The sequence below is a fragment of the Steroidobacteraceae bacterium genome (assembly GCA_041395505.1).
In the GTDB taxonomy this organism is placed as follows: domain Bacteria; phylum Pseudomonadota; class Gammaproteobacteria; order Steroidobacterales; family Steroidobacteraceae; genus JAWLAG01.
The window spans coordinates 1-24,948 of sequence record JAWLAG010000002.1 but is presented as its reverse complement, the minus strand read 5'-3'; the positions used below and the strand labels follow the sequence as shown (position 1 = coordinate 24,948).

At 65.0% G+C, this 24,948-nt stretch carries 24 protein-coding genes and 1 tRNA gene; 16 read left to right on the top strand and 9 right to left on the bottom strand.

Features of this window, described 5'->3' with window-relative positions:
* Positions 1–3: 3 nt before the first annotated feature.
* Positions 4–1,140: a cyclase family protein gene (locus tag R3E77_12755; protein ID MEZ5500285.1), complete on the bottom strand. Its 1,137-nt coding sequence runs from the start codon at positions 1,138–1,140 to the stop codon at positions 4–6.
* 127 nt (positions 1,141–1,267) lie between these two features.
* Between R3E77_12755 and R3E77_12750 the strand changes: the two genes are divergently transcribed.
* From R3E77_12750 to metH, 3 genes are read left to right on the top strand one after another with little or no spacing between them, the layout of a single operon-like run.
* A complete protein-coding gene (locus R3E77_12750) occupies positions 1,268–2,065 on the top strand; it encodes a metalloregulator ArsR/SmtB family transcription factor (protein MEZ5500284.1) in 798 nt (265 codons plus the stop codon).
* The gene (gene metF / locus R3E77_12745; protein MEZ5500283.1) at positions 2,062–2,928 is read left to right on the top strand and encodes a methylenetetrahydrofolate reductase; all 867 of its coding nucleotides are present in this window, start codon (positions 2,062–2,064) and stop codon (positions 2,926–2,928) included. The genes R3E77_12750 and metF overlap by 4 nt, the downstream gene beginning before the upstream one ends.
* Entirely contained in the window at positions 2,925–6,647 is a 3,723-nt protein-coding gene (gene metH, locus R3E77_12740; GenBank protein MEZ5500282.1) for a methionine synthase, read from the top strand. Before metF ends, metH begins: the two co-directional genes overlap by 4 nt.
* On the opposite strand, the gene mtgA is transcribed toward metH, so the two are convergent.
* From mtgA to prmC, 3 genes are read right to left on the bottom strand one after another with little or no spacing between them, the layout of a single operon-like run.
* On the bottom strand, positions 6,644–7,351 hold the full coding sequence (mtgA, locus tag R3E77_12735) for a monofunctional biosynthetic peptidoglycan transglycosylase (protein ID MEZ5500281.1): 708 nt from the start codon (positions 7,349–7,351) through the stop codon (positions 6,644–6,646). The two genes, metH and mtgA, sit on opposite strands and share 4 nt — an antisense overlap.
* A gap of 54 nt (positions 7,352–7,405) precedes the next feature.
* Positions 7,406–7,897: a peptidylprolyl isomerase gene (locus tag R3E77_12730; protein MEZ5500280.1), complete on the bottom strand. Its 492-nt coding sequence runs from the start codon at positions 7,895–7,897 to the stop codon at positions 7,406–7,408.
* Between the two features lie 5 nt (positions 7,898–7,902).
* Positions 7,903–8,787, bottom strand: a complete 885-nt coding sequence (gene prmC / locus R3E77_12725) for a peptide chain release factor N(5)-glutamine methyltransferase (protein ID MEZ5500279.1) — start codon at positions 8,785–8,787, stop codon at positions 7,903–7,905.
* On the opposite strand from prmC, the gene R3E77_12720 reads away from it, so the two are divergent.
* Genes R3E77_12720 through R3E77_12700 form a run of 5 tightly spaced genes read left to right on the top strand, consistent with a single transcriptional unit; the run spans position 8,786 to position 14,030 of the window.
* Complete coding sequence (locus R3E77_12720; GenBank protein MEZ5500278.1) at positions 8,786–9,553, top strand: hypothetical protein; 768 nt, start codon at positions 8,786–8,788, stop codon at positions 9,551–9,553. The two genes, prmC and R3E77_12720, sit on opposite strands and share 2 nt — an antisense overlap.
* Entirely contained in the window at positions 9,528–10,508 is a 981-nt protein-coding gene (locus tag R3E77_12715; protein MEZ5500277.1) for a hypothetical protein, read from the top strand. The genes R3E77_12720 and R3E77_12715 overlap by 26 nt, the downstream gene beginning before the upstream one ends.
* On the top strand, positions 10,505–11,785 hold the full coding sequence (locus R3E77_12710; protein ID MEZ5500276.1) for a DUF4350 domain-containing protein: 1,281 nt from the start codon (positions 10,505–10,507) through the stop codon (positions 11,783–11,785). The genes R3E77_12715 and R3E77_12710 overlap by 4 nt, the downstream gene beginning before the upstream one ends.
* Positions 11,782–12,729, top strand: coding sequence for a MoxR family ATPase (locus R3E77_12705; GenBank protein MEZ5500275.1), 948 nt, complete (start codon positions 11,782–11,784; stop codon positions 12,727–12,729). The genes R3E77_12710 and R3E77_12705 overlap by 4 nt, the downstream gene beginning before the upstream one ends.
* Before the next feature lie 2 nt (positions 12,730–12,731).
* The gene (locus R3E77_12700) at positions 12,732–14,030 is read left to right on the top strand and encodes a DUF58 domain-containing protein (GenBank protein MEZ5500274.1); all 1,299 of its coding nucleotides are present in this window, start codon (positions 12,732–12,734) and stop codon (positions 14,028–14,030) included.
* Here the strand turns inward: R3E77_12700 and R3E77_12695 are convergent.
* Genes R3E77_12695 through prfA form a run of 3 tightly spaced genes read right to left on the bottom strand, consistent with a single transcriptional unit; the run spans position 14,007 to position 16,619 of the window.
* Positions 14,007–14,996: a stage II sporulation protein M gene (locus R3E77_12695; protein MEZ5500273.1), complete on the bottom strand. Its 990-nt coding sequence runs from the start codon at positions 14,994–14,996 to the stop codon at positions 14,007–14,009. The two genes, R3E77_12700 and R3E77_12695, sit on opposite strands and share 24 nt — an antisense overlap.
* Entirely contained in the window at positions 14,993–15,547 is a 555-nt protein-coding gene (locus R3E77_12690; protein MEZ5500272.1) for an RDD family protein, read from the bottom strand. The genes R3E77_12695 and R3E77_12690 overlap by 4 nt, the downstream gene beginning before the upstream one ends.
* On the bottom strand, positions 15,540–16,619 hold the full coding sequence (prfA, locus tag R3E77_12685; GenBank protein ID MEZ5500271.1) for a peptide chain release factor 1: 1,080 nt from the start codon (positions 16,617–16,619) through the stop codon (positions 15,540–15,542). The genes R3E77_12690 and prfA overlap by 8 nt, the downstream gene beginning before the upstream one ends.
* Before the next feature lie 58 nt (positions 16,620–16,677).
* Here prfA and R3E77_12680 point away from each other — a divergent pair, with 58 nt between their 5' ends.
* The 8 genes from R3E77_12680 (at position 16,678) to ychF (ending at position 23,329) form a co-directional block, all read left to right on the top strand.
* A complete protein-coding gene (locus R3E77_12680) occupies positions 16,678–18,309 on the top strand; it encodes a tetratricopeptide repeat protein (GenBank protein ID MEZ5500270.1) in 1,632 nt (543 codons plus the stop codon).
* Positions 18,306–18,905 carry a lipoprotein insertase outer membrane protein LolB gene (lolB, locus tag R3E77_12675; GenBank protein MEZ5500269.1) on the top strand — a complete coding sequence of 200 codons (600 nt, stop codon included), beginning with the start codon at positions 18,306–18,308 and terminating at the stop codon, positions 18,903–18,905. The genes R3E77_12680 and lolB overlap by 4 nt, the downstream gene beginning before the upstream one ends.
* A complete protein-coding gene (gene ispE / locus R3E77_12670; protein ID MEZ5500268.1) occupies positions 18,893–19,744 on the top strand; it encodes a 4-(cytidine 5'-diphospho)-2-C-methyl-D-erythritol kinase in 852 nt (283 codons plus the stop codon). Before lolB ends, ispE begins: the two co-directional genes overlap by 13 nt.
* Before the next feature lie 6 nt (positions 19,745–19,750).
* Positions 19,751–19,825: transfer RNA gene (locus tag R3E77_12665), tRNA-Gln, on the top strand.
* A gap of 39 nt (positions 19,826–19,864) precedes the next feature.
* Positions 19,865–20,803, top strand: a complete 939-nt coding sequence (locus tag R3E77_12660; protein ID MEZ5500267.1) for a ribose-phosphate pyrophosphokinase — start codon at positions 19,865–19,867, stop codon at positions 20,801–20,803.
* A 74-nt stretch (positions 20,804–20,877) separates the two neighbouring features.
* Positions 20,878–21,585 carry a 50S ribosomal protein L25/general stress protein Ctc gene (locus R3E77_12655; GenBank protein ID MEZ5500266.1) on the top strand — a complete coding sequence of 236 codons (708 nt, stop codon included), beginning with the start codon at positions 20,878–20,880 and terminating at the stop codon, positions 21,583–21,585.
* A gap of 63 nt (positions 21,586–21,648) precedes the next feature.
* A complete protein-coding gene (gene pth, locus R3E77_12650; protein MEZ5500265.1) occupies positions 21,649–22,236 on the top strand; it encodes an aminoacyl-tRNA hydrolase in 588 nt (195 codons plus the stop codon).
* Position 22,237: 1 nt separating this feature from the next.
* Positions 22,238–23,329: a redox-regulated ATPase YchF gene (gene ychF / locus R3E77_12645; GenBank protein ID MEZ5500264.1), complete on the top strand. Its 1,092-nt coding sequence runs from the start codon at positions 22,238–22,240 to the stop codon at positions 23,327–23,329.
* Here ychF and R3E77_12640 read toward each other — a convergent pair.
* Positions 23,319–23,780 (bottom strand): VOC family protein, encoded by a 462-nt coding sequence (locus R3E77_12640; protein MEZ5500263.1) that lies wholly within the window; start codon positions 23,778–23,780, stop codon positions 23,319–23,321. The two genes, ychF and R3E77_12640, sit on opposite strands and share 11 nt — an antisense overlap.
* The coding region (gene dacB, locus R3E77_12635) for a D-alanyl-D-alanine carboxypeptidase/D-alanyl-D-alanine-endopeptidase (GenBank protein ID MEZ5500262.1) at positions 23,773–24,948 on the bottom strand (1,176 nt) is incomplete at its 5' end. The genes dacB and R3E77_12640, both read right to left, overlap by 8 nt.

Here is a 24,948-nt window from a genome sequence, read left to right as displayed (position 1 = left end):
CGGCTAGCGCGCAGCTCCGATCGCGACGGGGCGTACCGGCGAGCCGGCGCCGCCTGCCGAGCGCAGCGGCAGGATCATGGTGCAGGACAACCAGACCTTGTCGCGGGCCAATTCATCGAGCTTGGCATTCTGTATCTGATGTATGCCCGATTGCGTCAGGTCGGTATGGTGGATCGCGAAGGGCAGCCCCGGCGGCGTGCCTTCGGCCGGTCCGGCCTTGCCCGCCAGCTGACCGTCATTGACGGGATCGGTGAACGGATTGTCGAGCGCAATCAGCACGATCTTCTTCTCCGCGATGTATTGCGCAGCGTCATAAGCGAGTCCCGGCCCCTTCGTGTAATAGTCCGGAGATGTCCAGTTCTCGCCCCAGCCGGTGTAGATGTAGAGCACGTCGCCTGGCAGTAGTCCGCGTTCTGCGAGGCCTTGCGCCTGCAACATCGTGTCGATGTCGGCGCGCGTGATGGCCCTGCCCGGTGCCAGGATCTCGCCATTGCCAAGCGCCGCACGCGCATCGAGCAACACGGCGCTGGTCACGATCGGCGGAATGTGCTCGACGCCGAGTTTCAGCAGCGGCGAACCCGGCGTGGGTTTGACGTCTGCCTGGGTGTAACCGCCGTAGTAGCGCACCTTGTCGGCGGGCAATGCACCCTTGCCATCCCAGGCCTCATCGAGAAATCCAAAATGCCCCAGCGCATCGAGTTGCGTGGCCTGCGCGCCCGGTTCACCGGTGACGATCTCTTCGCCGTTGAAGGCGTGGCGCGTACCCGGGATACCGACCGTCGGGCGATAGCGGTATTCGAGCTTCACGCCGAAGGGTGATTGATTCATGTCATTCGAGGTCTCGTAGGACAGTTCGTAGCTCTTCGCGCCCTCGGCGTTGAGGTATTGAGCGCAACGCATCCAGGTACCGGCGCCCAGCGTATTGGCCATGCCGACCTGATCGCCGGCTGGCCAGGGGCCGGCCGCCGTGAGCGCCAACGATGCCTTGTCGATGGCCGCTTCGGACTGGGCGGCGCTCTGCGGTTCTGCAGGAGGCGCAGCCGACCGCGCGCAGCCGAACAGGCTGTACACCGCCGCAATGGCTGCGATCAGGCTCCTCGCATGGGCGGCACGGGAATGCGGTCGATGGGCAGGATTCATGGCGGCTCCTTATGTGAGATGGCTCCGCATACTAAGGACAGTGCCATGCGTCGTCGAGCCTTGCCGGCATCCTCGCCGTGGGCCATGGACGGGCGGCCAGGCTTGCGGCATACTATTTCAATATTTTATGAATAAACGAAACGAACCAGGTGATGACGTGCTCGTGCAGGCCTTGCAGGCCGTGGGCGAGCCAGGGCGATTGCGGCTGCTGCGCCTCGCTCTCGGCGGTGAGCACGCCGCAACTGAACTCGCAAGGCTCGCGGGTCTTTCCAATTCCGCGGCCTCGCAGCATCTCGAGAAGCTCGTGTCTGCGGGGCTGCTCGGCCGCAGGCGCGACGGGCGACGGGTTTTCTATCGCGCGCAGTCGTCCGCGGCCTGGACTGCACTCGGGGATCTGCTGAGTTCAGTTCAGTCGGGCGCGGCCCACGCCGCTGCGACGGCCGGAGGCGACCCGTCTGGTGCCGCGCTGCAGCTCGCGTTGCGTGATCATCTGGTGGCGCTCCTCGCACGCGCGGGCACCCAGCAGGTCTGTCTGCCGCAGTCCCTGCACCCGGTGCTTGCACCTGTGGTTGCGCGCGCGCGGCTCTCCTTGTTGTGTTATCGCCCGGGCGAGAATCTGGCGGCGCTCGCGACAACGCCTGGCTGCCTCATCGTCATGGACGCTCGCTCGCTCGGGGGCGCGGCTATCGGCGAGGAAATCTATCGCCAGCGCGCGCTCGCCGAGCGCACCGATTGCCGACTGCTGCTGCTGTGCCGGTACGACGCGCTCGAAGGCATGGCCGCGGCCCATCCGCTCATGGCGGTGCGGCGTTACCTCGCAACTGCGGGATTCGAAAGCCTGCGCATGCAGCCGCTCGATGCCGATGGCATCGAATGGCTGTTGGTCGAAGCGGGTGGTCGTTGCGCGGCACAGGGGGCTGCATGAGCAGCGCGGCGCGCGGCATCAGTGTGTCCTTCGAATTCTTCCCGCCGGCGACGGTGGCCATGGAGGAAACGCTTTGGGCATCGGTGCAGCGACTCGCTCCGCTTGCGCCGCGCTTCGTTTCGGTCACCTATGGAGCGGATGGATCGACGCGCGATCGCACGCACCGAATCGTCAATCGCATCCAGGGCGAAACGCGGCTGACGGGCGCGCCGCATCTGACCTGCGTTGGCGCAAGCCGCGAGGAGATCCGCGCCATTGCCACGAAGTACTGGCAGGAGGGCCTGCGTCACATCGTCGCCTTGCGCGGCGATCCGCCGCAAGGCGAGGAGCGCTATCAGCCGCATCCGGGCGGCTATGCCTACGCGGCGGACCTGGTCGCGGGTCTGCGCGAGGTGGGTGATTTCGAAATCTCGGTCGCCGCCTATCCCGAGACTCATCCCGAAGCCGGCACTGCCGAGGCGGACCTCGACAATCTGCGCCGCAAGATCGATGCGGGCGCGAGCCGCGCGATCACCCAGTTCTTTTTCGAAAGCGATGCCTACCTGCGCTTTCGCGATCGCTGTGCCGGCGCGGGCATTGCGGTCCCGATCGTCCCGGGCATCCTCCCGATCACGCGATTTCCGCAAGTCCTGACATTCGCGGCGCGCTGCGGAGCGTCGATTCCGCAATGGTTGCGGGAGCGATTCGAAGGTCTTGACGATGACCCTGAAACACGTCGGCTGATCGCCGCCAACGTGGCCATCGAGCAGGTCTCGCGCCTGCAGCGCCACGGCGTCACTGATTTTCATTTTTATACGTTGAATCGCGCGGAACTCACCTACGCCATCTGCCACGCGCTTGGACTGCGCGCCGCCCGAGCATGAGCGGCGGCGAGCGCGCAACCCGGATCGCTGCGCTGCGCGATGCCATCTCGCGGCGCATCGTGCTGCTCGATGGCGCGATGGGCACGATGATCCAGGCGCATCGTCTCGATGAGCGCCAGTATCGCGCCGAGCGCTTCGCGAACCACGCGCGCGATCTGAAGGGCAACAACGACCTGCTGAACCTCACCCAGCCGGAGCTGGTGGCCGGGATCCACGCCGACTATCTGCAGGCCGGCGCGGACGTGATCGAAACCAACACCTTCAACTCAACCGCCATCGCCCAGGCTGATTATGGTCTCGAGGGGTTGGCCGCGGAGCTCAATCTCGAGGGCGCGCGCCTAGCGCGCCGCGCCGCGGATCAATATTCGGCGCAAACCGGTCGGGCTGCCTGGGTGGCCGGTGCGCTCGGCCCGACCAATCGCACCGCATCGATTTCGCCCGACGTCAATGACCCCGGCTTTCGCAATATCGACTTCGATCAACTGGTCGCAGCCTATGCAGATGCGGCTCAGGCGCTGGTGGCGGGCGGTGCCGACCTTCTCATTATCGAGACCGTGTTTGACACGCTCAATGCAAAGGCGGCGATCTTCGCGGTGCAGACCGTTTTCGAGCAGCTCGGTACGCCATTGCCGCTCATCGTGTCGGGGACCATCACCGACGCATCGGGTCGCACGCTCTCGGGGCAGACGGTCGAGGCCTTCTGGAACTCCATACGCCACGCCGAGCTGCTTGCGGTCGGGCTCAACTGCGCGCTCGGCGCGCGCCAGCTGCGTGCCTATGTGGCCGAGCTCGCACGCATCGCCGACGTCGCGGTCTGCGCCTATCCCAATGCCGGCCTGCCCAATGCATTCGGCGAATATGACGAGGGTCCGACGGAAACGGCAGCCATCCTGCGCGAATTCGCCGCGAGCGGACTGGTCAATCTGCTGGGGGGATGCTGCGGTACGACGCCCGGGCATATTCGCGCGATCCGCGCGGCGATCGCGGATTGCACGCCGCGCAAGTTGCCCTCGCTTGTGCCCGCATGTCGGCTGGCCGGCCTCGAGGCGCTCAACATTGGCACCGACAGTCTGTTCGTCAACGTGGGCGAGCGCAGCAACGTCACCGGTTCGGCACGATTTCGCAAGCTCATCGAGGCGAATGACTACGCGGGCGCTGTCGATGTGGCGCGTCAACAAGTGGCATCGGGCGCACAGCTGATTGACGTCAATATGGACGAGGGCATGCTCGACTCGAAGGCGGCCATGGTGCGTTTCCTGCACCTGATCGCCGCCGAGCCGGACGTCGCTCGGGTGCCGGTCATGATCGATTCATCGAAATGGGAGGTGCTGGAAGCGGGGCTCAAATGCGTTCAGGGCAAGGCCGTGGTCAATTCCATCAGCCTGAAAGAAGGTGAGGAGCGATTCCTCGAGCAGGCGCGGGTGCTGCGCCGTTATGGCGCGGCGGTGGTGGTGATGGCATTCGACGAGAAGGGCCAGGCTGATACCGTTGCGCGCAAGCTCGCAATCTGCCGCCGCAGTTTCGAGCTCCTGACCGGCAAGGTGGGAATCCCTGCGTCGGACATCATCTTCGATCCCAACATTTTTGCAGTCGCGACGGGAATCGAAGAACACAACGGCTATGCGCTCGCGTTCATCGATGCCGTTCGCGCGATCAAACAGCACCTGCCGGGTGTGCTGGTCAGCGGCGGCGTCAGCAATGTCTCGTTCGCGTTCCGCGGCAACGATCCGGTGCGCGAGGCCATGCACACGGTGTTCCTGTTCCACGCGATTCGCGCCGGCATGGACATGGGGATCGTCAATGCCGGGCAGCTTGGCATCTATGCCGAGATCGATCCGTTGCTGCGCGAAGCGGTCGAGGACGTCATTTTAGACAGGCGCGCCGATGCCACCGAGCGGTTGCTCGACATCGCTTCGCGGTGGAAGGGCGAGGCCGGCATGGCGCAGCGCACCGAAGACCTCAAGTGGCGCGATTGGCCCGTGGCGAAGCGCCTCGCGCATGCACTCGTCAATGGCATCGATCGGTTCATCGTCGAAGATACCGAGGCGGCCCGGCGCGACAGCGAGCGGCCGCTCGCTGTCATCGAGGGGCCGCTGATGGACGGCATGAACACCGTGGGCGACCTCTTTGGTGCGGGCAAGATGTTCCTGCCGCAGGTGGTCAAGAGCGCTAGGGTGATGAAAAAAGCGGTTGCCTACCTGGTGCCATTCATCGAAAAGGAACGCGATGGCGCGGCGCGCGCAGCCGGCCGGATCGTGATTGCAACGGTCAAGGGGGACGTGCACGACATCGGCAAGAACATCGTCGGCGTAGTTCTGCAGTGCAACAACTTCGAGGTGATCGATCTCGGCGTCATGGTCCCTGGTGAGAGGATTCTCGATGCCGCGGAACGCGAATCGGCCGATCTGATCGGACTGTCGGGGCTGATCACGCCGTCGCTCGATGAAATGACGCTGGTCGCGCGCGAAATGCAGCGCCGCGGCATGACCCAGCCATTGCTGATCGGCGGTGCGACGACCTCACCCGCGCACACTTCGGTCCGCATCGCACCCGAGTACGGGCAGCCGGTAGTCTATGTGAAGGATGCTTCGCGCGCGGTCGGTGTCTGCCAGCGCTTGTTGACGCCCCGGCACCGTGCCGAATATGCGCAACAGATTGCGGAGGAACACGATCGACGCCGCGAGCAACACGCCCGCAAGAAGCGGCGCGCGCCGGCCGTCAGCCTTGCTGCGGCCCGCGCAAACCGGGTGCCAGTCGACTGGTCGGTGTGGCAGGCGGATGTGCCGGCGGTGCCGGGGATCCAGGCTTTCGATGACTATCCGCTCGAGACGCTGGTGGGTTTCATCGACTGGATGCCATTTTTCAACGCCTGGGAGTTTGCCGGGCGATTTCCCGACATCCTGACCGATCCCAAGGTCGGCGATGCGGCCAGCAACCTGTATGCAGATGCGCGGCGCATGTTGCGGCAGCTCGTTGCCGAGAAGTGGCTGCAGCTGCGAGCGGTCATCGGCCTCTTTCCGGCCAACGCTGTCGGCGACGATGTCGCGGTGTTCGATCCGCGCCATCCTGACAGGCGAATCGAGACCCTGTGCTTTCTTCGCCAGCAGCGTGACAAGCCACCCGGCCAGGCGCATGCATGTCTCGCGGATTTCATTGCGCCCGAAAGTTGCGGCCGTCGCGATCATATCGGCGCATTCGCGGTGACAGCAGGTCTTGGTATCGAGACACAGCTGCGCCGGTTCGAAGCCGAGCACGATGATTACTCGGCCATCATGCTCAAGGCGCTTGCCGACCGCCTTGCCGAGGCGGCCGCCGAGCATTTTCACGAACGCGTGCGTCGCGAATTCTGGGGTTATGCCGCCGGCGAGGCGTTGACCAACCAGGAACTGATAAAGGAATCCTATCGCGGCATCCGGCCGGCGCCGGGCTACCCGGCCTGTCCCGATCACAGCGAAAAGACCAAGCTGTGGCGCCTGCTCAATGTCGAAGAACGCGCGCGTATCACCCTGACGGAAAATTTCGCCATGTTGCCGGCCGCCGCCGTGAGCGGCTGGTATTTCGCGCATCCCGCTGCACATTATTTCCAGGTCGGACTGATCGATCAGGACCAGGTGACGGACTACGCCTCGCGCAAGGGAGTCGATGCAGCAACGATTGCGCGACTGCTTGCGCCGAACCTGGCGGAAGCCCCGGTTGCAGCGAGTGCCGTGCCGACCTAGTTGCCGCGCACCGGCTGCGAGGCGTTCGCACGCAGCCCGGCAAGGTAATCCCGGTCGCCGAGATCACTCATCTGCGCGAGTATCCAGCGCTGCCTGCCGACCAGGTAGCGCCCTGGCCGGCGAGCGCGAAAGCGCAGTGGATTGGGCAGCACAGCCGCGAGCATGGCGCATTGTTCGCGGTTGAGCCGCGCCGCCGGGCGTGAATAGAACCGCTGTGCCGCCGCTTCGACGCCGTAGATGCCTGAGCCGAACTGCGCGACATTGAGATAGACCTCGAGGATGCGCTCCTTGGGCCAGAACGCCTCGATCAACACGGTGTACCAGGCTTCGAGCAGCTTGCGCGGATAGCTGCGCTTGCGCCAGAGGAACAGGTTCTTCGCGACCTGCTGCGAAATGGTGCTGGCGCCGCGAACCCGCTTGCCGGTCGCGTTGTGCGACATCGCTTCGCGAATTGCCTTGAAGTCAAAGCCATTGTGGTGCGCGAAGTTCTGATCCTCCGCCGCGACCACCGCGACCGCCGCATAGGGCGAGATTTGCCCGAGGTCGCGCCAGCGGTAGTCGACTTTGCGCGAGCCGCTCGTGCCGGCCGGGTCGCCATCCAGCATGGAGCCCAGCATGAAAGCCGAAGTCGGCGGATCGAACCAGCGCAACGTTAGCACCACCAGGGCGCTCGCTGAAATCGCGACGAGCGGAAGCAGCAGCACCGCGTACAGCCAGCGGCGCGGCTTGCTTGACCGTCGGGCGGACAGTCCTTCGCCCTAGCCGGCGGCGCCGAGGAGAGAGGCGCGCATTACCGTCACATCGTCCCTCGGAACGTCCTGGTGACCTCGCCGGGTCGTCGTCGGTACGGCGGCAATGCTGTCGACGACATCCATGCCGGCCGTTACGCATCCGAAGACCGCGTAGCCGTGTTGCCGGCCGTTGTGGTTGAGAAAATCGTTGTCGACCAGGTTGATGAAGAATTGCGACGTTGCGCTGTCGACGTCATTGGTGCGCGCCATGGACAGCGTACCGCGCAGGTTCTTGAGTCCGTTGTCGGATTCGTTGCGTATCGGCGCGCGTGTCTTGCGTTGCGCCATGCCCGCTTCGAGACCGCCGCCCTGGATGACGAATCCGGGGATTACCCGATGGAAAATCGTGCCGTCGTAGAACGCATCGTCCACATACTGGCGGAAATTGGCGCTGCTGATCGGCGCTTCCTTCTCGAACAACTCGATTTCGATTTGACCCAGGTTGGTCTCGAAGCGAATGGCTTTCAAAGTGTTCTCCGTAATGTACCCTGCAGGCGGCCTTCGCTGACACGCGGCCACCCGGCGAGATCGGCGTGGCAGCGTACGTGAGCAAACCCGGCATTGGCAAGTGCGTCCGCGACCGTGCGTTGCTGCGTGCCACCATGCTCGAGTATCAACCAGCCGCCGTCGCGCAAATGCATTGGCGCGTTCGCTATTATGAAAAAGAGCGCCTCCATGCCGCTTGCTCCGGCCACCAGCGCTTCACGCGGCTCGGCCCGCACGCCGTCATCATGCAGCGCGGAATCGTTGGCGGCGAGATAGGGCGGATTCGACAGCACCATGTCGAATTGCCGCTCACCAAGGGCATCGAACCACTCGCCCGGCAGCAATTCGACGTTGCCCGGCGTGAGACGGGCGAAATTCTTCGCGGCCACGGCGCGCGCGGCATCGCTGCGCTCGACCGCAGTGATTTGCCAGTCGCGCCGCTCCCGGGCAAGCGCCGCGGCGATGGCGCCGCTGCCGGTACCCAGATCGAGCACTTGCAGGCCCGACCCGGTGCCGAGCGCCAATGCGCGCTCGACGACGAGTTCCGTCTCCGGCCGCGGCACGAGGACGTTCGGGTCGACCAACAGGGGCAGTGACCAGAATTCCTTCTCGCCGCGCAGATAGGCCAGGGGCTGGCCGGCGGCGCGGCGTCGCAGCCAGTCGCGCAATCGCACTTGCTCGGCGTCGGTCAATACGCGCTCGGCTGTCGCGACCGTTGTCGCGACGGGCAGCCGAAGCGCAGCGGCCACCAGTCGCCTCGCCTCGACGGGTGCGTGCTCGCCCAAGGGCTGCAGGACGCTCTCGGCCAATGCGAGTGCGGCGCCGATTGTGTCGCAGGGCCCGTCCGTTATAGTGTCGGTCATGGTTCAAGCGCTCAAGTTGCGACGTCCGTTGCTGAGCGGCGAAGTTCTCGACCTCGGTCTGCGCCTTTTCATGGCGAGCATTGTAAAGTGTCTGCCGGTTGCGCTGGCCGTGCAGCTGGTGGGGCAGCTGGCATCGATACAGGGTTTCCTGTTGACCGGTCGCGGCGCCCGGCCGGCTGCGGATCCCCTGTGGTGGTCGTTGATGCTGGTTGCATTTGCTGCCGCCGCGATCGGGCTGGCATTGATCATGCGCCTGCAAACCGCCACCGGCACGGCGGAATTCTCCTTCGCTGCCGCGGCACGTGCGACACTGCGGCAGGCATCGCCGGTTGTCGCAATCGCGATCGCGGTCGTGCTTGCCGTGGCCGCGGGCCTGGCGCTGCTGGTTCTGCCGGGTGTTTATCTCATGGTTGCGTTGAGCATGGCGATGCCCTCGCTCGTCAACGAAGGGCTCGCGCCATTGCCGGCGATGCGACGAAGTTTCAGTCTGATTCGCGGTCACTGGTGGCGCACGGCATCCATGTTGCTGGTGGCGCTGGTGGCCGTCATCGTCGTCTATTTCGTGCTGTGGACAGTGGTCCTGCTCGTGGCGCAATTGTTCGGTGCAGCCGATCTCGCGCTCGTGAGCGCACTCACTGCAGTTGTACTGGCAATCGTCGGCGCCACGTTGCTGCCATTGTTCGCCGCGCTGTTGCTCGTCATGCACGCCGATCTGGTTCTTCGCAGCGCTCTGGCCGGACATGAAGGCAAGCCTGTCGCCGCCTGAACGGGCCGCGCTCTGCGCTGCGCTCCTGTTCCTCGCGCTCGCCGGCCAGCCAGCGATGGCGCAGACCGCCAGCGTTTCCCTTGCGGAACTCGACCGGCAGATAGAACTCTGCCGGCAGCGGCTCGATCCACGATCCGATGTCGGCTTTGCGCGCATCAACGCGCGCTGCCCGGCACTGGTGCGGACCCTGCGCCGCGGTCCGTGGTCCGCCTGGCTGCCGCAATCATGGAATGAGGCGGGCAATGACCTGTCCATCGATGGTGTCGCGCAGTTTGCCGCCATCGTGCAGCGCGAAGCTGGCGCCGCCACGGTGCGAGCGGCACCGCACCCGGGGAGTCTGTACCAGCTCGGCGAGCGATTTCGCGCCGCCAATGACGAGCCGTCGAACCTTTGGACGCGCTTTGCGCGCTGGCTAAGGGGATACGGCGAGGCTGGCGGGGCGGGCGATGCTATTGCGCCTGCCTGGCTGAGGCAACTGCTGGGTCGCCAATGGCCGGCGCCTTCGATGCTGCGCCTCGTGGTCGTCTTGCTGTTGTCGCTCGTGGTCGCCCTGGTGCTGCGCGGCGCCTATGAGGAAATTCGTGACGCCCGCGCGCGACGAGTGCGGGCGGTCGCGCAGCGCGACCAGCACCCGCCCTTGCCGCCGCCGGCCGTGCTCAGTCGCAGCGACATCGAGCTGGCGCCTTACCACGAACGGCCGGCATTGATGGTGCGGCTTGTATTGCAGTGTCTGCAGCCACGTCTGCGGGCGGGTCCGGCAGGGGCGCTCACACTGGCGGAACTTCAGGCGCGATTCGGCGGGATGGACGCAACGATCGCGCGCGAATTCGCGAAATTGTCCGAAGTCGCGCTACGCGCCCGCTATGCCGCCGCGATACCGGAGGTGCAGGAGATAGCGGCTGCACTGGCCTCGGGAGATCGGGTGATGGGCGCGCTCGCGCAGACCAACGCATGAATACCTCGGCGACCCGCATGGCCTCGGTGCTGGCTGCCCTCGCGGCCGCGCTGCTGTTCTTCCTGATGTTTCTCCTGCCGCGCAGTCCGGAGCGCGCGCGCGAAGCCATCTCGCGGCCGGTCAGCAGCGAGTCGCGCAGCAACGGCTATTTGTTGCTGCAGCGCTGGCTGCAGGACAGCGGCTTCGAAGTGCGTGCACTGCGATCGCCGTATACGAGCCTCGGAGAGATTGCAGGCGCCGATCATGGCAATCTCCTGCTGGTTACATTGCCGGGCGCCCGGCCGATCCGCACGGATGAACAATTGGCGCTCGAGCGCTGGCTGCGCAATGGCAACACGCTGGTGGTGATGGCGGCACTGACCGACGCGCCGGACTGGTCGCAGGCGTTCGGTGGCGTGGCACTTGCGGACATTGCTGCGCTCACCGGGCTCGATTTCGAATCCACCACGCAACGCGAGTCCCGCCTGGCCGGCCGTCGCACGGTGCGACCGGCGCCATCTGTCGAGCTGCTGGCCCGTCCGCAGGAGCGGCGCATGGTGCCGCGCCAGCCTCATCCCTTGTTCGACAGGGTTGGTGCCGTGGCCGGCGTTGCGGACTACACCCAGCAGGATTGGCTGCTGCGTGTTCCATTCGACAGCTTTGCTGCCGAACTCGCTGCCGATAGCGGCTCGGGAATCGGCACGGCTTTCGTCAAACTCGTCGGCAAGGGCAAGATACTCCTGCTCACCATGGGCAGCCCGCTGACGAACCGGGCGATCGAGCGGGCCGACAATGCGCGTTTCGCCGCCAACCTGTTCGCCGCCAATGTTGCGCCGGCGGGTGTCGTCATCTTCGACGATGCGCACCAGGGTGTTGCGGATACCTACGATGCCGCAAGCTTCTACGCCGATCCCCGCCTGTACCTCAGCATCCTCGTGCTGCTGTTGACCTGGTTTTCCTGGGTCGTCGGTGGCACCGCATTGGTCCTGCCCGTGCGCATCGAGGCTCCTGCCCAGGCCGACCTGCTGAACGCGAGCGCCGCGTTCCTCGCCCGAGTGGTGCGCCCCGCAGACGCGGCCGTCACGCTCGTCCAGCAATTCGTGCGGTCGGTTTCGACGCGCCTGCGGCTTGCGCCGGATCCGCAATCGTTCTGGCAATGGCTCGCGCGCCATCCTCGTGTAGCATCGGCGGATCTGGCGCGCGTTTCGAGCATGGCGCGGACCGCGGGCAGCGGCGGCAAGGTCGATCTGCTGCGCTTGCGCAACTTGCTGGTCAAGATCGACAGGCAGATACCATGAGCAATCACATTCGCGAACTCGAATCTCAGCTGCAGCGGGAACTGGGCCGCGCCGTCATCGGTAACCGCGCGGCCATCCGGGCCCTCACGGTTGCGCTCACGGCGCGCGGGCACGTGTTGTTGCAAGGCGCGCCGGGCCTCGGCAAGACCCTGCTGGCTCGCTCCGTGGCAGCGGTGATCGGCGGCTCCTTCCGCCGCGTGCAGGGAACGGCGGATCTGATGCCAGCGGATATCATCGGCGTGAGCATCTATGACGAAGTCGCCCGGCAATTCGTCTTTCATCCCGGACCGTTGTTTGCAGATGTGGTCCTGGTCGATGAGATCAATCGCGCGGGACCCAAGACGCAGTCCGCGCTGCTCGAGGCGATGGCCGAGCGGCAGGTGAGCACCGAGCAGGGCGTCCAGAAGCTCGATCCCAATTTCCTGGTGATCGCGACACAGAATCCGCACGAGTTCGAGGGAACATTCCCGCTGCCCGAATCACAACTCGATCGTTTCATGCTCTGCGTCAATCTTCTCTACCCGCCCGCGGACGAAGAAGTCCAGATCCTCGAGCGCTACGGCGCCACCATGACCGAGACCGTTTCATTGCCGCAGATGCGCATCGTCGAGGCCGACCTGTTGAGCGCGGCCCGGGACGAAGCCGAAGGCATGCACGTATCGCCCGCTCTGCACAGCTATGTCATCGCGCTCGCCAATGCGACCCGCGAACGGACCGACATTGCCGTCGGCCTCTCGAGTCGCGGTGCGCTGGCATTGTTACGCGCGGCTCGCGTCGTCGCGGGTCTGCGCGGCGGTGATTTCGTCACGCCGGAAGACGTCAAGGAGGCCGCGCCCTGGGTGATCGGGCACAGGTTGTCGCTCGGCGCCGAAGCGGCATTGCGTGCCGTCTCGGCGCAGCAGATCATCGACGAAGTGCTGGGCGCGACACCGGTCCCTCGATAATCATGCACGTTGCCGAACGGGGTTATCTGCTGATCGTCCTGGCAGCGATACTCGCGATCGTGGCGATCTGGTCAGCGGATCCGGCCGTCTCCTTTCTTTGGGGCTGGCCATTGCTCCTGCTGCTCGGTGGCATCGCGATCGAAGGGGCGTTGATGCGTCGTGCGCAGCCGACGCTCGAAGTGACACCACCTGATATTCTGCTGCTCGGGCGCGATGCTGCTGTCGATTTCAGCATTCAGAATCCCGCCCGACGCTTCCTCCAGCTGCAATACGCCCCGGTCCTGCCAGCGCAGCTCGCCTTGTCGATGCCAACCGGCGTCATGCGGCTCGCACCGGCCGCAGCCAATCGCGGTCAGCTGCGAGTTACGGCCGTGCGGTTAGGCGCCGCACGACTGCCCGCATGGCGCGCGCGTCTGCTCGGCCGGTTTTCACTCGCCTGGTGGGATACCGAGCTCGCCACTTCGTCGCAGATCGAGGTCGTCCCGGACAGTCCAGCGCTCGCTGGCAGCCGCACATCCGCCTGGATCGGAGGTGGGCGCAGTCTGCCGGTCGCCGGCGCAGGCTTCGAGCTCCTGCAGCTTCGCCCCTATCGCAGCGGCGATCCGCTCGGCAGAATCGACTGGAAGTCCTCGGCGCGCAGCAACGCTCTCGTCAGCCGCGAATACAGCGAAGATCGGCATCTGGAAGTCGTGATTGCACTCGATGCGGGGCGGCTGAGCCGTTTGCGCGCCGGGCATCTGGATCGCTACGGTCTATATACCAACGTCGCGGCCCGTTTCGCCGAACGATTGTCGCTTGCTGGTGATCGCGTCGGACTGGTCGTGTTCGCCGATGTGCCGCTCATCGAGGTGGCACCCACGATGGGCTACGCCGCTGTGCGGCGCTTGCGCGACGCAATGGCCTCGATCAGCGCGCAGCCTGTCGAATCGGATCCGTTCGCCGCCGCGGCGGTCATTCGTCGCCAACTGCGGCGGCGCAGCCTGGTTGTGATGCTGAGCGATTTCGGCGACAGTAGCGGCGCGGAGGGCATGCTTGCGGCACAACGATTGCTGACCCCGCCGCACCTGATGTTGGTCGGCGCTTTGCAGGATGAGGCCACGCTGTCCGCCGCGAACGGCGCGGCCCGACACTGGCTCGATCCATGGCGCGCGCTCGCCGCGCGCGAGCAGATCGAGCGCATGCAATTGCAGGCACAACAGATGACGCAACGTGGCGCTGCGGTTGTTCTGGCGAGTGAGCGCCAGCTCGGCGATGCGCTGATGCTCCGCTTCGGACAATTACGCCGTCAGCGGCGTATCTGAGCGCCGCCAGCGACGCGGCAGCAACAGCAGGGCAGCGGCGCAGAGAAAATATCCGGCGCCGATCGTGATCCGCGCCGCGAGCGATACGCCCGGGTTCGGCGAGATGAATCCCTCGATGAATCCGCAGCCGATCAGCAAAATGCACAGGACCAGCATGAGCTTCCAGGTACGGGCGATGGCAGATCGAAACGCATCGGAGCGCAGGCCGTTGGGCGGGCGCGCGATCGCTTCGCCCACGGCCGCCCCTGCGGCCCCCGCGAGGCATACGCAGCCGAGTTCAACCGGGCCGTGGGCGATGATGAACGCAAACAGCCGGTCCGCGATTCCGTGCTGCGATGTGAACGCAAACAGGCTGCCGAGCAGCAGCCCATTCAGGGTGACGATGTAGAACGTGCCGAGGCCGAACAGGAAGCCGGCGCAATAGGCGAACAATGCCACGACGACGTTGTTGGTCAGGATCTCGGCACTGAGTACCGATCCCGGAAAAACATTCAGCAGGCTGTCGGTCCACAACTCGCCGCGCTCGACGGTTGCGACCATCTGCGGCGATGCGAATAACGCCACCAGGTCCGGATAGCTCTGGGTCAGCCAGTGGCCAGCGGCAATCGACAGCACGAACAGCAGTGCAACCCAGGCGATGTGTTTGCGCAGCGCCCAGACCGTTGCCGGCAACTGTGCCCCGAACAACAGCAGGGGCCAGTGCCGCGGCTGGATGGCGGGCCGATGGATGATGCCGTGCAGCCGCAGGTAGGCCGACTCGAGCCGATCACGCTCTGCGCCGCGCGGTGCCGCGCGGCGCACGCGGGCCAGTTGTTGTGCCAGTTGGCGGTAGTCGTGCAGTACCGCAATCGCTTCGGCAGGCGTAGCCGTGCCGCGACGCATTTGCTCAGCGTGCTGCGCGATGGCGCCGGAGTCCCGCTGTTCGAAAGCGCCATCGGTCGTCGCGGGCAGTTCTGGTCCTGTCATCTTGGCAATCCGCCGGCAGAGGCGTGAGTTTCGGCCGGGCGATCGTAGACGAGCACCGTGCCCGCAGCCAGATCGCCCAGACGCACATGCTGGCGGGTGAGCAGCGTCGTCGCAAGACCGAGCCCGTAGACTCCGGGCAGGCTGTCGATGAGTCGAAATACGTTGCGTATCAGCAGGGCGTTGACGCCGCAGCGGGCGCCATGCAGATCCACAATGCGCACGTGTGCAAGGCGCTTGCCGGGTGTCTGGCCATGCATGGCAGGTTCGAGCACGAAGTGATAGAGAAAATAAATGGCCGTCGCAGGCGCAATCACAGCCGCGTACCACGATGCGCTGATCTCGCTCGGCGGGCCAATGCCTGCGCCGCGATTGTAAAGCGCTGCGCCGCACACGTACCACGCGGCGGCTGCCGCTGCGCGAATCATCCAGTCGATGAAGAACGCGTAGGCGCGCGCGCCGGGGCCGGCAATAGGCAGCTGCACCGCAACTCCGGTCGGACTTTCTATCATCACCCGCAATCCCGTGCGGGCCAATGGATCGTCGTCAGCCATCGCCGGCCAGCAATTGCGCCTGATACTCGGCCAGCAGGGGATCGATCAGGGCATCCAGCTGGCCGTTGAGGATGTCGTCGAGCTTATAAAGAGTCAGATTGATACGGTGATCCGTCACGCGACCTTGCGGATAATTGTAGGTCCTGATGCGCTCCGAGCGATCGCCGCTGCCAACCTGCAGTTTGCGCGTGGCCGCGACCTCCGCTTCGCGACGTGATCGCTCCATGTCGATGAGTTTGGCCTGCAGCAGGTGCATCGCCCGCGAGCGGTTCTTGTGTTGTGAGCGCTCGTCCTGGCACTCGACCACGATGCCGGTTGGCAAATGCGTGATCCGCACCGCCGAATCCGTCTTGTTGACGTGCTGTCCACCCGCGCCGGAGGCGCGGTAGGTATCGATGCGCAGCTCCGCAGGATTGATCTCGATCTCGGCGTTCTCCTGCGGCTCCGGGAGGATCGCCACCGTGCAGGCCGAGGTATGAATGCGTCCCTGGGCCTCGGTCTGTGGCACGCGTTGTACCCGGTGCACGCCCGATTCGAACTTCAGGCGCGAAAACGGGTTGCCGCAACTGACTCGGCAGATCACCTCGCGATAGCCGCCATGCTCGCCCGGATTCTCCGACAGCGTCTCGATTTTCATGCCGCGACCCTCGGCATAACGCGTATACATGCGAAGCAGGTCGCCGGCGAAGATCGCAGCTTCATCGCCGCCGGTGCCGGCGCGCACTTCCAGGAATACGTTCTGTTCATCGCGGTCATCGCGCGGCAGCAACATGACCGACAGCTCGCGTTCCTGTTCGGTCATCACCTGGCCGAGGCGCTGCAGCTCCTCGTGCCCGAGTTCTCGCAGCGCCGGATCGTCGTCGCTGGTCATGTCGGAGGCCGCGCGGCGGTCGCTCTCCAGGCTTCGATAGGCACGGTAGGCGTCGGCAACCGGTTCGAGCCTTGCGTACTCCCGCGACAGATCGACGAATCGCTGTTGCTGCGCGATGACCTCGGGATCGGCCAGCAGCCGGCGAATCTCCTCGAACCGGTCAACCGTACGCTCCAGCTTCTGGCGGATGCCTTCCTTCATCAATTTCTGCGACCTGCTGCGCTCACGCCGTGAAGTATAAGTGAGCTATAGTGCACTGATGCGCATACTGTTCATCTGTCTGGCGCTGGCGACGAGCGCAATCGCCGCTCCACCAACCCAGTACGAGCTCGCGCAGCAGGCCGAGCTCGCGTTCAACCAGGGCGAATGCCGACAAGCCGCCGAAACCTATCTGCAGGCTGCCAACGCGAGCCAGTCGGCTGCGGTTGCGGCCCGCGCGGCTGATGTCGCCGTCGAGTGCGATCAGCTCGACACGGCAGCGGTTGCGGTCACCCGATGGCTCGAGCTGGCGCCTGAGGATCGCAATGCGCGGCGATTCGAGGCGCTCCTCGCCATGCAGCAGTTTCGTCTGCAGGATGCCACTCGCGCGCTCGAGCGGGCGATGCCCGAGGGCGCCGCGGAGCGCGATGAATTCATCGACGGTGTCGTGCCGGTGGCAAGCGACGCGGCCGGCGCGTATGCCGTGCTGCGTGCCTTCGAACCGGCGCTCAAGTTCGACACCCTGGGCGATGCCTCGCTCACGACCATGATCGAACTGGCCATGCAAGCGAATCAGCTCAAGAAGGCAGCGCAATGGAACGCCGTTCTCATGAAGCGCAATGCTGCCGAAGCGCAGGCGCAGCAACTGCAATCGCGCATCGACGCCCTGCGCGGCCGCGCGGACGAGGCCTTGCAGGCAGCACGGCGTGCGGCTGCTCTCGACAAGGAGTCCTTCCGTTTTGCGCCGGCAGAGACACTTGCGATCCTCGATCGCAAGGAAGCCGCCTACGCCGAATACTCTTCCTTTCTCGATAGTGATGCGGCCGATGAGGCGAGTCGCCGGTTGGCGCTTCTTGCCTATTCGAGCGGCGATTTCGACGATGCGGAAAAGCGCTTTCGCGATCGCATGCAAGCGACTGCCGGCGCTGGCGAGGCGCTCTATTACCTGGCGGTCATTGCCGAGCGGCGTGGTGATCGCGAAGAAGCATTGCGGCGCTACCAGCAACTGATCGAAGCCGGCGCCGGGCTCGCCGTGCGCGTGCGCGCTGCGCGGCTGCAACTTGCGGGCGGCGAGCGCGATGCGGCCATGGCATTGCTCGATGACGTTTCTCTCGCGTCCGCCCAACAGCGCCTGCCGACCGAATTGACCCGAGCCCAGTTGCTCACCGAAGGCGGCGCGCCTGACGATGCCATCACCCATCTGCAGGCCCTGCTGCAGCAATATCCCGGACATTCTCAGGTGCGCTACCAGCTGGCGGCCGCACAGGAGCGAGCCGGCCGCATCGACGACGCGGTTGCGACCTTCGATAAACTGCTCGCCGATCGTCCCGGCGATCCAAATCTGCAAAACGCCCTTGGTTATACGCTCGTCGATCATGGCCGCGAGCTGAAACGTGGCAACCGGCTCATTGCCGAGGCGCTCGGCGAAATGCCGGACTCGCCCGCGATTCTCGACAGCATGGGCTGGTCGCTGGTTGCGCAGAAGCGGCCTGCGGCGGCACTGGAATATTTCGAACGCGCCTATCGGCAGTTGCGTGACAGTGAAATTGCCGCGCACTGGGGCGAGGCGCTATGGCAACTCGGTCGCAAGAGCGAGGCGCGCGCGATCTGGGCGCGTGCACTCGTGTATCAACCCGACTCGCAGCCGCTGCGCCGCACGATCGAAAGGCTCACGGCCAACGAAAAATCATGAGCCCGGTGCGTTTGCGCGCGCTGGCAGCTGCCGGCCTCGTGGCGCTTGGCGCATGCGTGAGCCAACCGCCCGCACCCGAACGGCGCGAATTCCCCTGGCCGCAATTGCGCGAGCAACTGCAGCGGCGCAGCGAATTCGCCCTCGACGGTCGTATGGCCGCGGCGGCCGGCAACCAGGGTTTTTCTGGAAGTTTTTCCTGGGTACAGTTCCAGCAGGCATCTTCGGTCGCCATCAGCGGACCGCTCGGAGCTGGCGCTCTGCGCATCGCCCTGCAGGACGGTCAGCTGACGGTGCAGACCGCAGGCGGTGAGTCCGTCGATGGCGCCGCTGCGCGCGAGATCCTCGAGCGCCAGCTCGGCTTCGAACTACCCATCGAGCGCCTGCGCTATTGGCTGCAGGGTGTTCCCGCGCCCGCGTCGCCTGCCGTGGAATTGCCCGATGAGGCCGCGCAGCGCTTGGTCGGTCTGCAACAGGACGGCTGGGATCTGCACTTCGATGCGTTCGAGCAAACGGCCGCTGGCTGGTTGCCTACGCGCATTGTGTTGCGCCGGGGCGCTGCGCGACTGCGGGTACTCATCAATACATGGCGACGTTGAGCGAGCCGGTTGCATCCCGTCGCTGGTGGCCAGCGCCCGCGAAACTCAATTTGTTCCTGCACGTGGTGGGTCGACGCGACGACGGATATCACGAGTTGCAGACGGCCTATCAGCTGCTCGACTGGGGTGATGAGTTGTCCTTCGAGTTGCTGGACGAGCCCCGGATCGAGTGCCGCGGCGGGCCGGCGGGCGTCGCGGCCGAGGACGATCTGGCCTGGCGGGCGGCGATGACCTTGCGCGAACATTGCCGGGTCCAGCGCGGCGCGAGCATCACCCTGCGCAAGCGTATCCCGGTCGGCGGCGGGCTGGGCGGTGGCAGTTCCGACGCAGCCACCGTCCTTCGGGTCCTGAACCATGCCTGGAACTGCGGCCTCACGCGCGCGGAGCTTGCCCGTCTCGGCCTCGGGCTCGGAGCGGATGTGCCTGTTTTCATTGAAGGATATTCGGCTTTCGCCGAAGGTCTGGGCGAGCGCCTGACCCCAATTGATCTGCCGGAGCGCTGGTTCGTGATCATCCATCCCAGGGTCGCCCTGTCCACCCGGGAGGTGTTCCATGCGCCTGATTTGACACGAAATTCTCCGCTCATCACAATACGCGCCTTTTTCGAGTCGGGCGGCCGCAATGATTGCGAACTGGTCGTTCGCAGGCGCTATCCTGCGGTAGCCGAAGCACTCGACTGGTTGGGAGATTTCGGCCCGGCACGCCTCACCGGTACAGGTTCCTGCGTCTTCCTGGCATGTACGAGCTGGCAGGAGGCAGAACGTGTGGCGGCGCGCGTTCCGGATAGATGGCAGAGTTTCGTGGCGAGGGGCGTGCGCGAATCGCCGCTGCAGATTTGACTCCGCTGGGGTGTAGCCAAGTGGTAAGGCAGCGGGTTTTGATCCCGCCATTCCCAGGTTCGAATCCTGGCACCCCAGCCACAGTACTTATAAGAAGGACAGGCCTTGGATTCTGAAGCTCTGGCGCTCTTTGCGGGCAATGCGACGCCAGCCCTCGCCAACGAGGTGGCGCGCCACCTGATGGTGCCGCTCGGTCGGGCGCAAGTTGGCCGTTTCAGCGATGGCGAAGTCAATGTCGAGATCATGGAGAACGTGCGCGGGCGCGACGTCTTCATCGTGCAGTCGACCTGTCCACCGGCGAACGACCACCTGATCGAACTGCTGGTGATGGTCGATGCCTGCCGTCGCTCGTCGGCCAAGACGATCACGGCGGTCGTTCCCTACTTCGGCTACGCCCGCCAGGACCGCCGCCCGCGCGCCACCCGCACGGCGATCACGGCAAAACTCGTCGCCAACATGATTGCAAGCGCAGGCGTCGATCGGCTGCTGACCATCGACCTGCATGCCGATCAGATCCAGGGATTCTTCGACATTCCCGTGGACAACGTTTATGCATCGCCGGTGTTGCTCGGCGACGCATGGAAGCAGGCCTATCCCAACATGATCGTCGTCTCGCCCGACGTCGGCGGCGTGGTGCGCGCACGGGCGCTCGCCAAGCGGCTCGATGATGCCGATCTCGCGATCATCGACAAACGCCGACCGAGGCCCAACGAATCCAAGGTCATGAACATCATCGGCGAGGTTGCGGGCAGGACCTGCGTGCTGGTCGATGACATGGTCGACACCGCAGGGACCTTGTGCCAGGCGGCGCAGGCGTTGAAGGACGAAGGCGCGGCAAAGGTCGTCGCCTACATCACGCACGCCGTGCTGTCGGGGCAGGCGCTCGACCGTATTGGCAATTCAGCGCTCGACGAGCTGGTCGTGACCGATACCATCCCATTGAGCGCGCCGGCACAGAAATGCCGGCGCATTCGTGTCCTGTCGGTGGCGGCACTGCTCGCCGAAACGATTCGTCGCATTCGCGACGAAGAGTCGGTCAGCTCGCTGTACGTCGATTGACACGACAGGTTTTATGGTGGGCCGCAACCTGGTCGCGGGTGGCGGTCTTTGCGAACGAGTAACAGGAGACAACAATGCGTGTAGCGTTTGAAATCAATGCCGCGCCGCGTGACGATTCAGGCAAGGGTGCGAGCCGCCGCCTGCGTCGCGCTGGTCGCGTGCCGGCAATACTTTATGGTGGTGGTGCGGACCCAAAGAGTCTGTCGCTCGACCATGCCCAGCTGCTGACCGTGGTGGGCAACGAGAAATTCTATTCATCCATCATCAATCTGAAGCTCGGCGACGCCGCGCAACCGGCCATCGTCAAGGATCTGCAGATGCACCCGGCGCGCAATATGGTCGTGCACCTCGATCTGCAGCGCGTGCTCGAGAACGAGCGCATCCGGCTGCACGTGCCGATCCACTTCAAGGGCGAGGCGGGTTCACCCGGCGTCAAGACAGAAGGCGGCGTCGTGTCGCATCGTATTGCCGATGTCGAAGTGCAATGCCTGCCGAAGGACCTGCCCGAGTTTCTCGAGCTGGATCTGTCGGAGATGCACCTGAACGAGACCAAGTTCCTCTCCGATATCCCCTTGCCGCCAGGCGTCGAACTCAGCGAGCTCAAGCACGGCAACAACGTGCCGGTGGTCAACATCCACAGCCCGCGTGCCGCAGAGCCCGAGCCCGTGGCCGAGGCCGCAGCCGCAACACCGGCGGCGGGCGAGGCCGCAGCGCCTGCCGCGGCCGGTGCAGCACCTGCAGCGCCGGCAGCGGACGCCAAGAAAGACGCCAAGAAGGGTTGAGTTTTGGACGTGTGACCTGCGCCCGGACAGGCGCAGGTCACGTCGTCCCGCTGCGTTCGCGCAATGGCTGTACCGCATTTCAAGCTGTTGGCGGGTCTCGGTAATCCCGGCGAGGAATACCGCGACACGCCGCATAACGCCGGTTTCTGGTTCATCGACGCATTGGCTGCGCGTTGCCAGGTGCAGTTGCGCCGCGAACCGCAATACCAGGCGCGCTGCGTCCGGGCACGCATCGGCGATTTCGATTGCTGGCTGCTGCAACCGCTGACCTATATGAATCGCAGCGGCCAGGCGTTGCGGGCATTCTGCGACTACTACCGTATCACGCTCGCGGAGACGCTGGTGATACACGATGAAATCGATCTGCCACCGGGCGCGCTGCGACTCAAGTTCGGTGGCGGCCATGGCGGCAACAATGGCCTGCGCGACATCATCGCCACCTGTGGCGCGGATTTCTGGCGATTGCGCATCGGTGTCGGCCATCCGGGGCACAAGGACCTGGTGGCGGATTACCTCCTCACGCGCGCGCGTTCCGAACAGCGCGTCGCGATCGACGATGCGGTTGCACGCGCGGTGGCACTGGTGCCGGAGCTGCTGCAGGATGGGGCGGACAAGGTGATGAATAGCCTTCATCGCCGGGAGAGCGACTGAGGTGGGAATCAAATGCGGCATCGTTGGCCTGCCGAACGTCGGCAAGTCGACACTCTTCAATGCGCTCACGCGCTCGGGGATCGCAGCGGAGAACTATCCGTTTTGCACGATCGATCCCAATGTCGGCATCGTCGCAGTGCCCGATCCGCGCCTGGCACAGCTCGCGGCGATCGTCCATCCCGAGAAGATCGTGCCGACCACCGTGGAGTTCGTCGACATCGCGGGTTTGGTGGCCGGTGCCGCCGAAGGCGAGGGTCTCGGTAACCAATTCCTCTCGCATATCCGCGAAGTCGATGCCATCGCGCACGTGGTGCGGTGCTTCGAAGACAGTGACATCGTGCACGTGGCGGGGCGTGTGCGCCCTGTCGATGACATCGACGTCATCGACACCGAGCTCGCGCTCGCGGATCTTGCGACCGTCGACAAAGCCGTCGACCGCGCGGCCAAGGCGGCCAAGAGCGGCGACAAGGACGCAATGCGCCGACGTGATTTGTTCGCGACCGTGCGCGATGCGCTCGATGCGGGTCGCCCGGTTCGCTCGCTGTCCCTCGCCGACGACGCGCTCCGCGATTTGCGCGAGTTGCACCTGCTGACGGCCAAGCCCGTCATGTACGTGGCGAATGTTGCCGAGTCTGGATTCAAAGGCAATCCCTTGCTCGACCAGGTCACCGAGCGCGCCGCCCGGGAGGGCGCTGTCGTCGTGGCGGTGTGTGCCGCAATCGAAGCCGAGATCTCGCAACTCGACGAAGCGGACCGTGCTCCATTTCTCGCCGAGCTCGGGTTCGACGAACCGGGGCTCGATCGCGTGATCCGCGGCGCCTACCGCCTGCTCGGCCTGCAGACCTACTTCACGGCCGGACCGAAGGAAGTGCGCGCCTGGACGGTGCGCGAGGGCGCCACGGCCCCACAAGCGGCCGGCGCCATCCATACCGATTTCGAGCGCGGCTTCATACGCGCCGAAGTCATCGCTTTCGATGACTATATTCGCAATGGTGGCGAAGCAGGGGCCAGGCAGGCCGGCAAGCTACGGCTCGAAGGCAAGGAGTATCGGGTGCACGAAGCCGACGTCATGCACTTTCGCTTCAACGTGTGATGCGATAGATCACGACCAGGTTGTCGTCGAAGTCCGCGATGCCGACTTCGCGTCCGATCCGCCCGTCGTGCGTCACGAGCTTTTCTTCGTCATAGACCGTAAGGCCCAGGGCCTTCGCGCCATCGACCACGGCATCGACGTCCTCGACGTCCAGTACGATGGCGCTGCGGCGCGGCAGGCTGCGCGGCGGCAGCACTGTGCCGCTCACTTCGGTCAACGCGAGCACGCGCTGCTGGGCGGCCGTCGAGAGTGCCGCGAATCGCAGTCTGGCATGGCGCGGAATCTCGAAGACCGGGTAGGAATACGACGATCCGTCGGGCTCCTGCACGAAGTCGAGGCGGAAGCCGAGCACGTCGCGATAGAAAGCGAGTGCGCGATCGAGGTCGCTCACGAGCACATTGGCGCGCTGCAGACGAACGCAGGAACCAGCACTTGGTCGTTGTTCAGCCATTGTCATAGACCCAGTCGAGCAATGCGTCGTGAACCCGCTGCGCGGATCCCGCATTGCGATGATTGATGATGGCAACTACCGCATAGCGATGGCCGCTGCGCGCGAGCACATAGCCTGCGATGGCGCGCACGCCTGTCAACATGCCCGTCTTGATGTGCGCACTGCCAGCCGCGACACGGCGAGTGCGCATCGTGCCGTCGACGCCTGCGATCGGCAGCGAAGTCATGAGCTCGGGCATCACCTTGCTGTAGTAGGCATCGCGCAACAGAGCCGCGAGGCTGTCAGCGGAAATGCGCTCGCGCGGCGAGAGTCCGGAACCATTCTCGATGCGAAGTTCACTCATGGCGAGGCCGCGACTTGCCAGAAATTGCCGGGTGGCGCGTTCGGCTTTATCTGTGTCTCCAGGCGCGCCAAACCGCGTGGCGCCGATGGTGAGATAGATCTGACGCGTCATCACGTTGTTGCTGAATTTGTTGCTGTCGCGAATGAGCGCCGCGAGGGGCGCCGATTCGAGGCTTGCAAGCAGCGCCGCGGCTGGCGGCGTCGCGGCGCTGCGCACTCGTCCGGACCAGCGGCCACCCTCGCGTTCCCACAGCGCGCGAAAAACGCCACCGAAATAGGCATCGTGCGAAAGGGCGCCCATGTAGATCGCGCGTTCGGCACAGTCGCGGGGAAAACTGCCGGTGAATTTTGGGGCGAGCGGCACGGAGAAGTCCGCGCGCACGGCGCTGCGCCATGCGGCGCAGGGCCGATCGCCGAGCGCTATGCTGGCGGGCGTGTTCATGCCGGCGATCTCCGGCACCACCACGATGCGTGCCCGTCCGGCGCGCGGCTCCGGGATGAAGGTGAATCCGACCGCCTTGAAGTTCAGCAGCAGCGGGTCCGGGCCGACTTCGTACGCGCGACCGTCATCCCGCCCGTCGATCGCCGGGTCATCGTCGCCCGATGCAAACGCCGTGCGATCCAGCAGCACATCGCCCTGGATGCGTTGCAGCCCGTACGCGCGCACCTTCTCGACGAGCAACCAGAAATTCTCGATGACGAGCTTCGGGTCGCCGCCGCCGCGGAACACGAGATTTCCGCGCAATTCATTGCCGGCGATTTCACCGTCGGCCAGGACATCCGTCCGGAAGGTGTAGGCGGGGCCCAGCGTGCTCAGCGCCGTGTA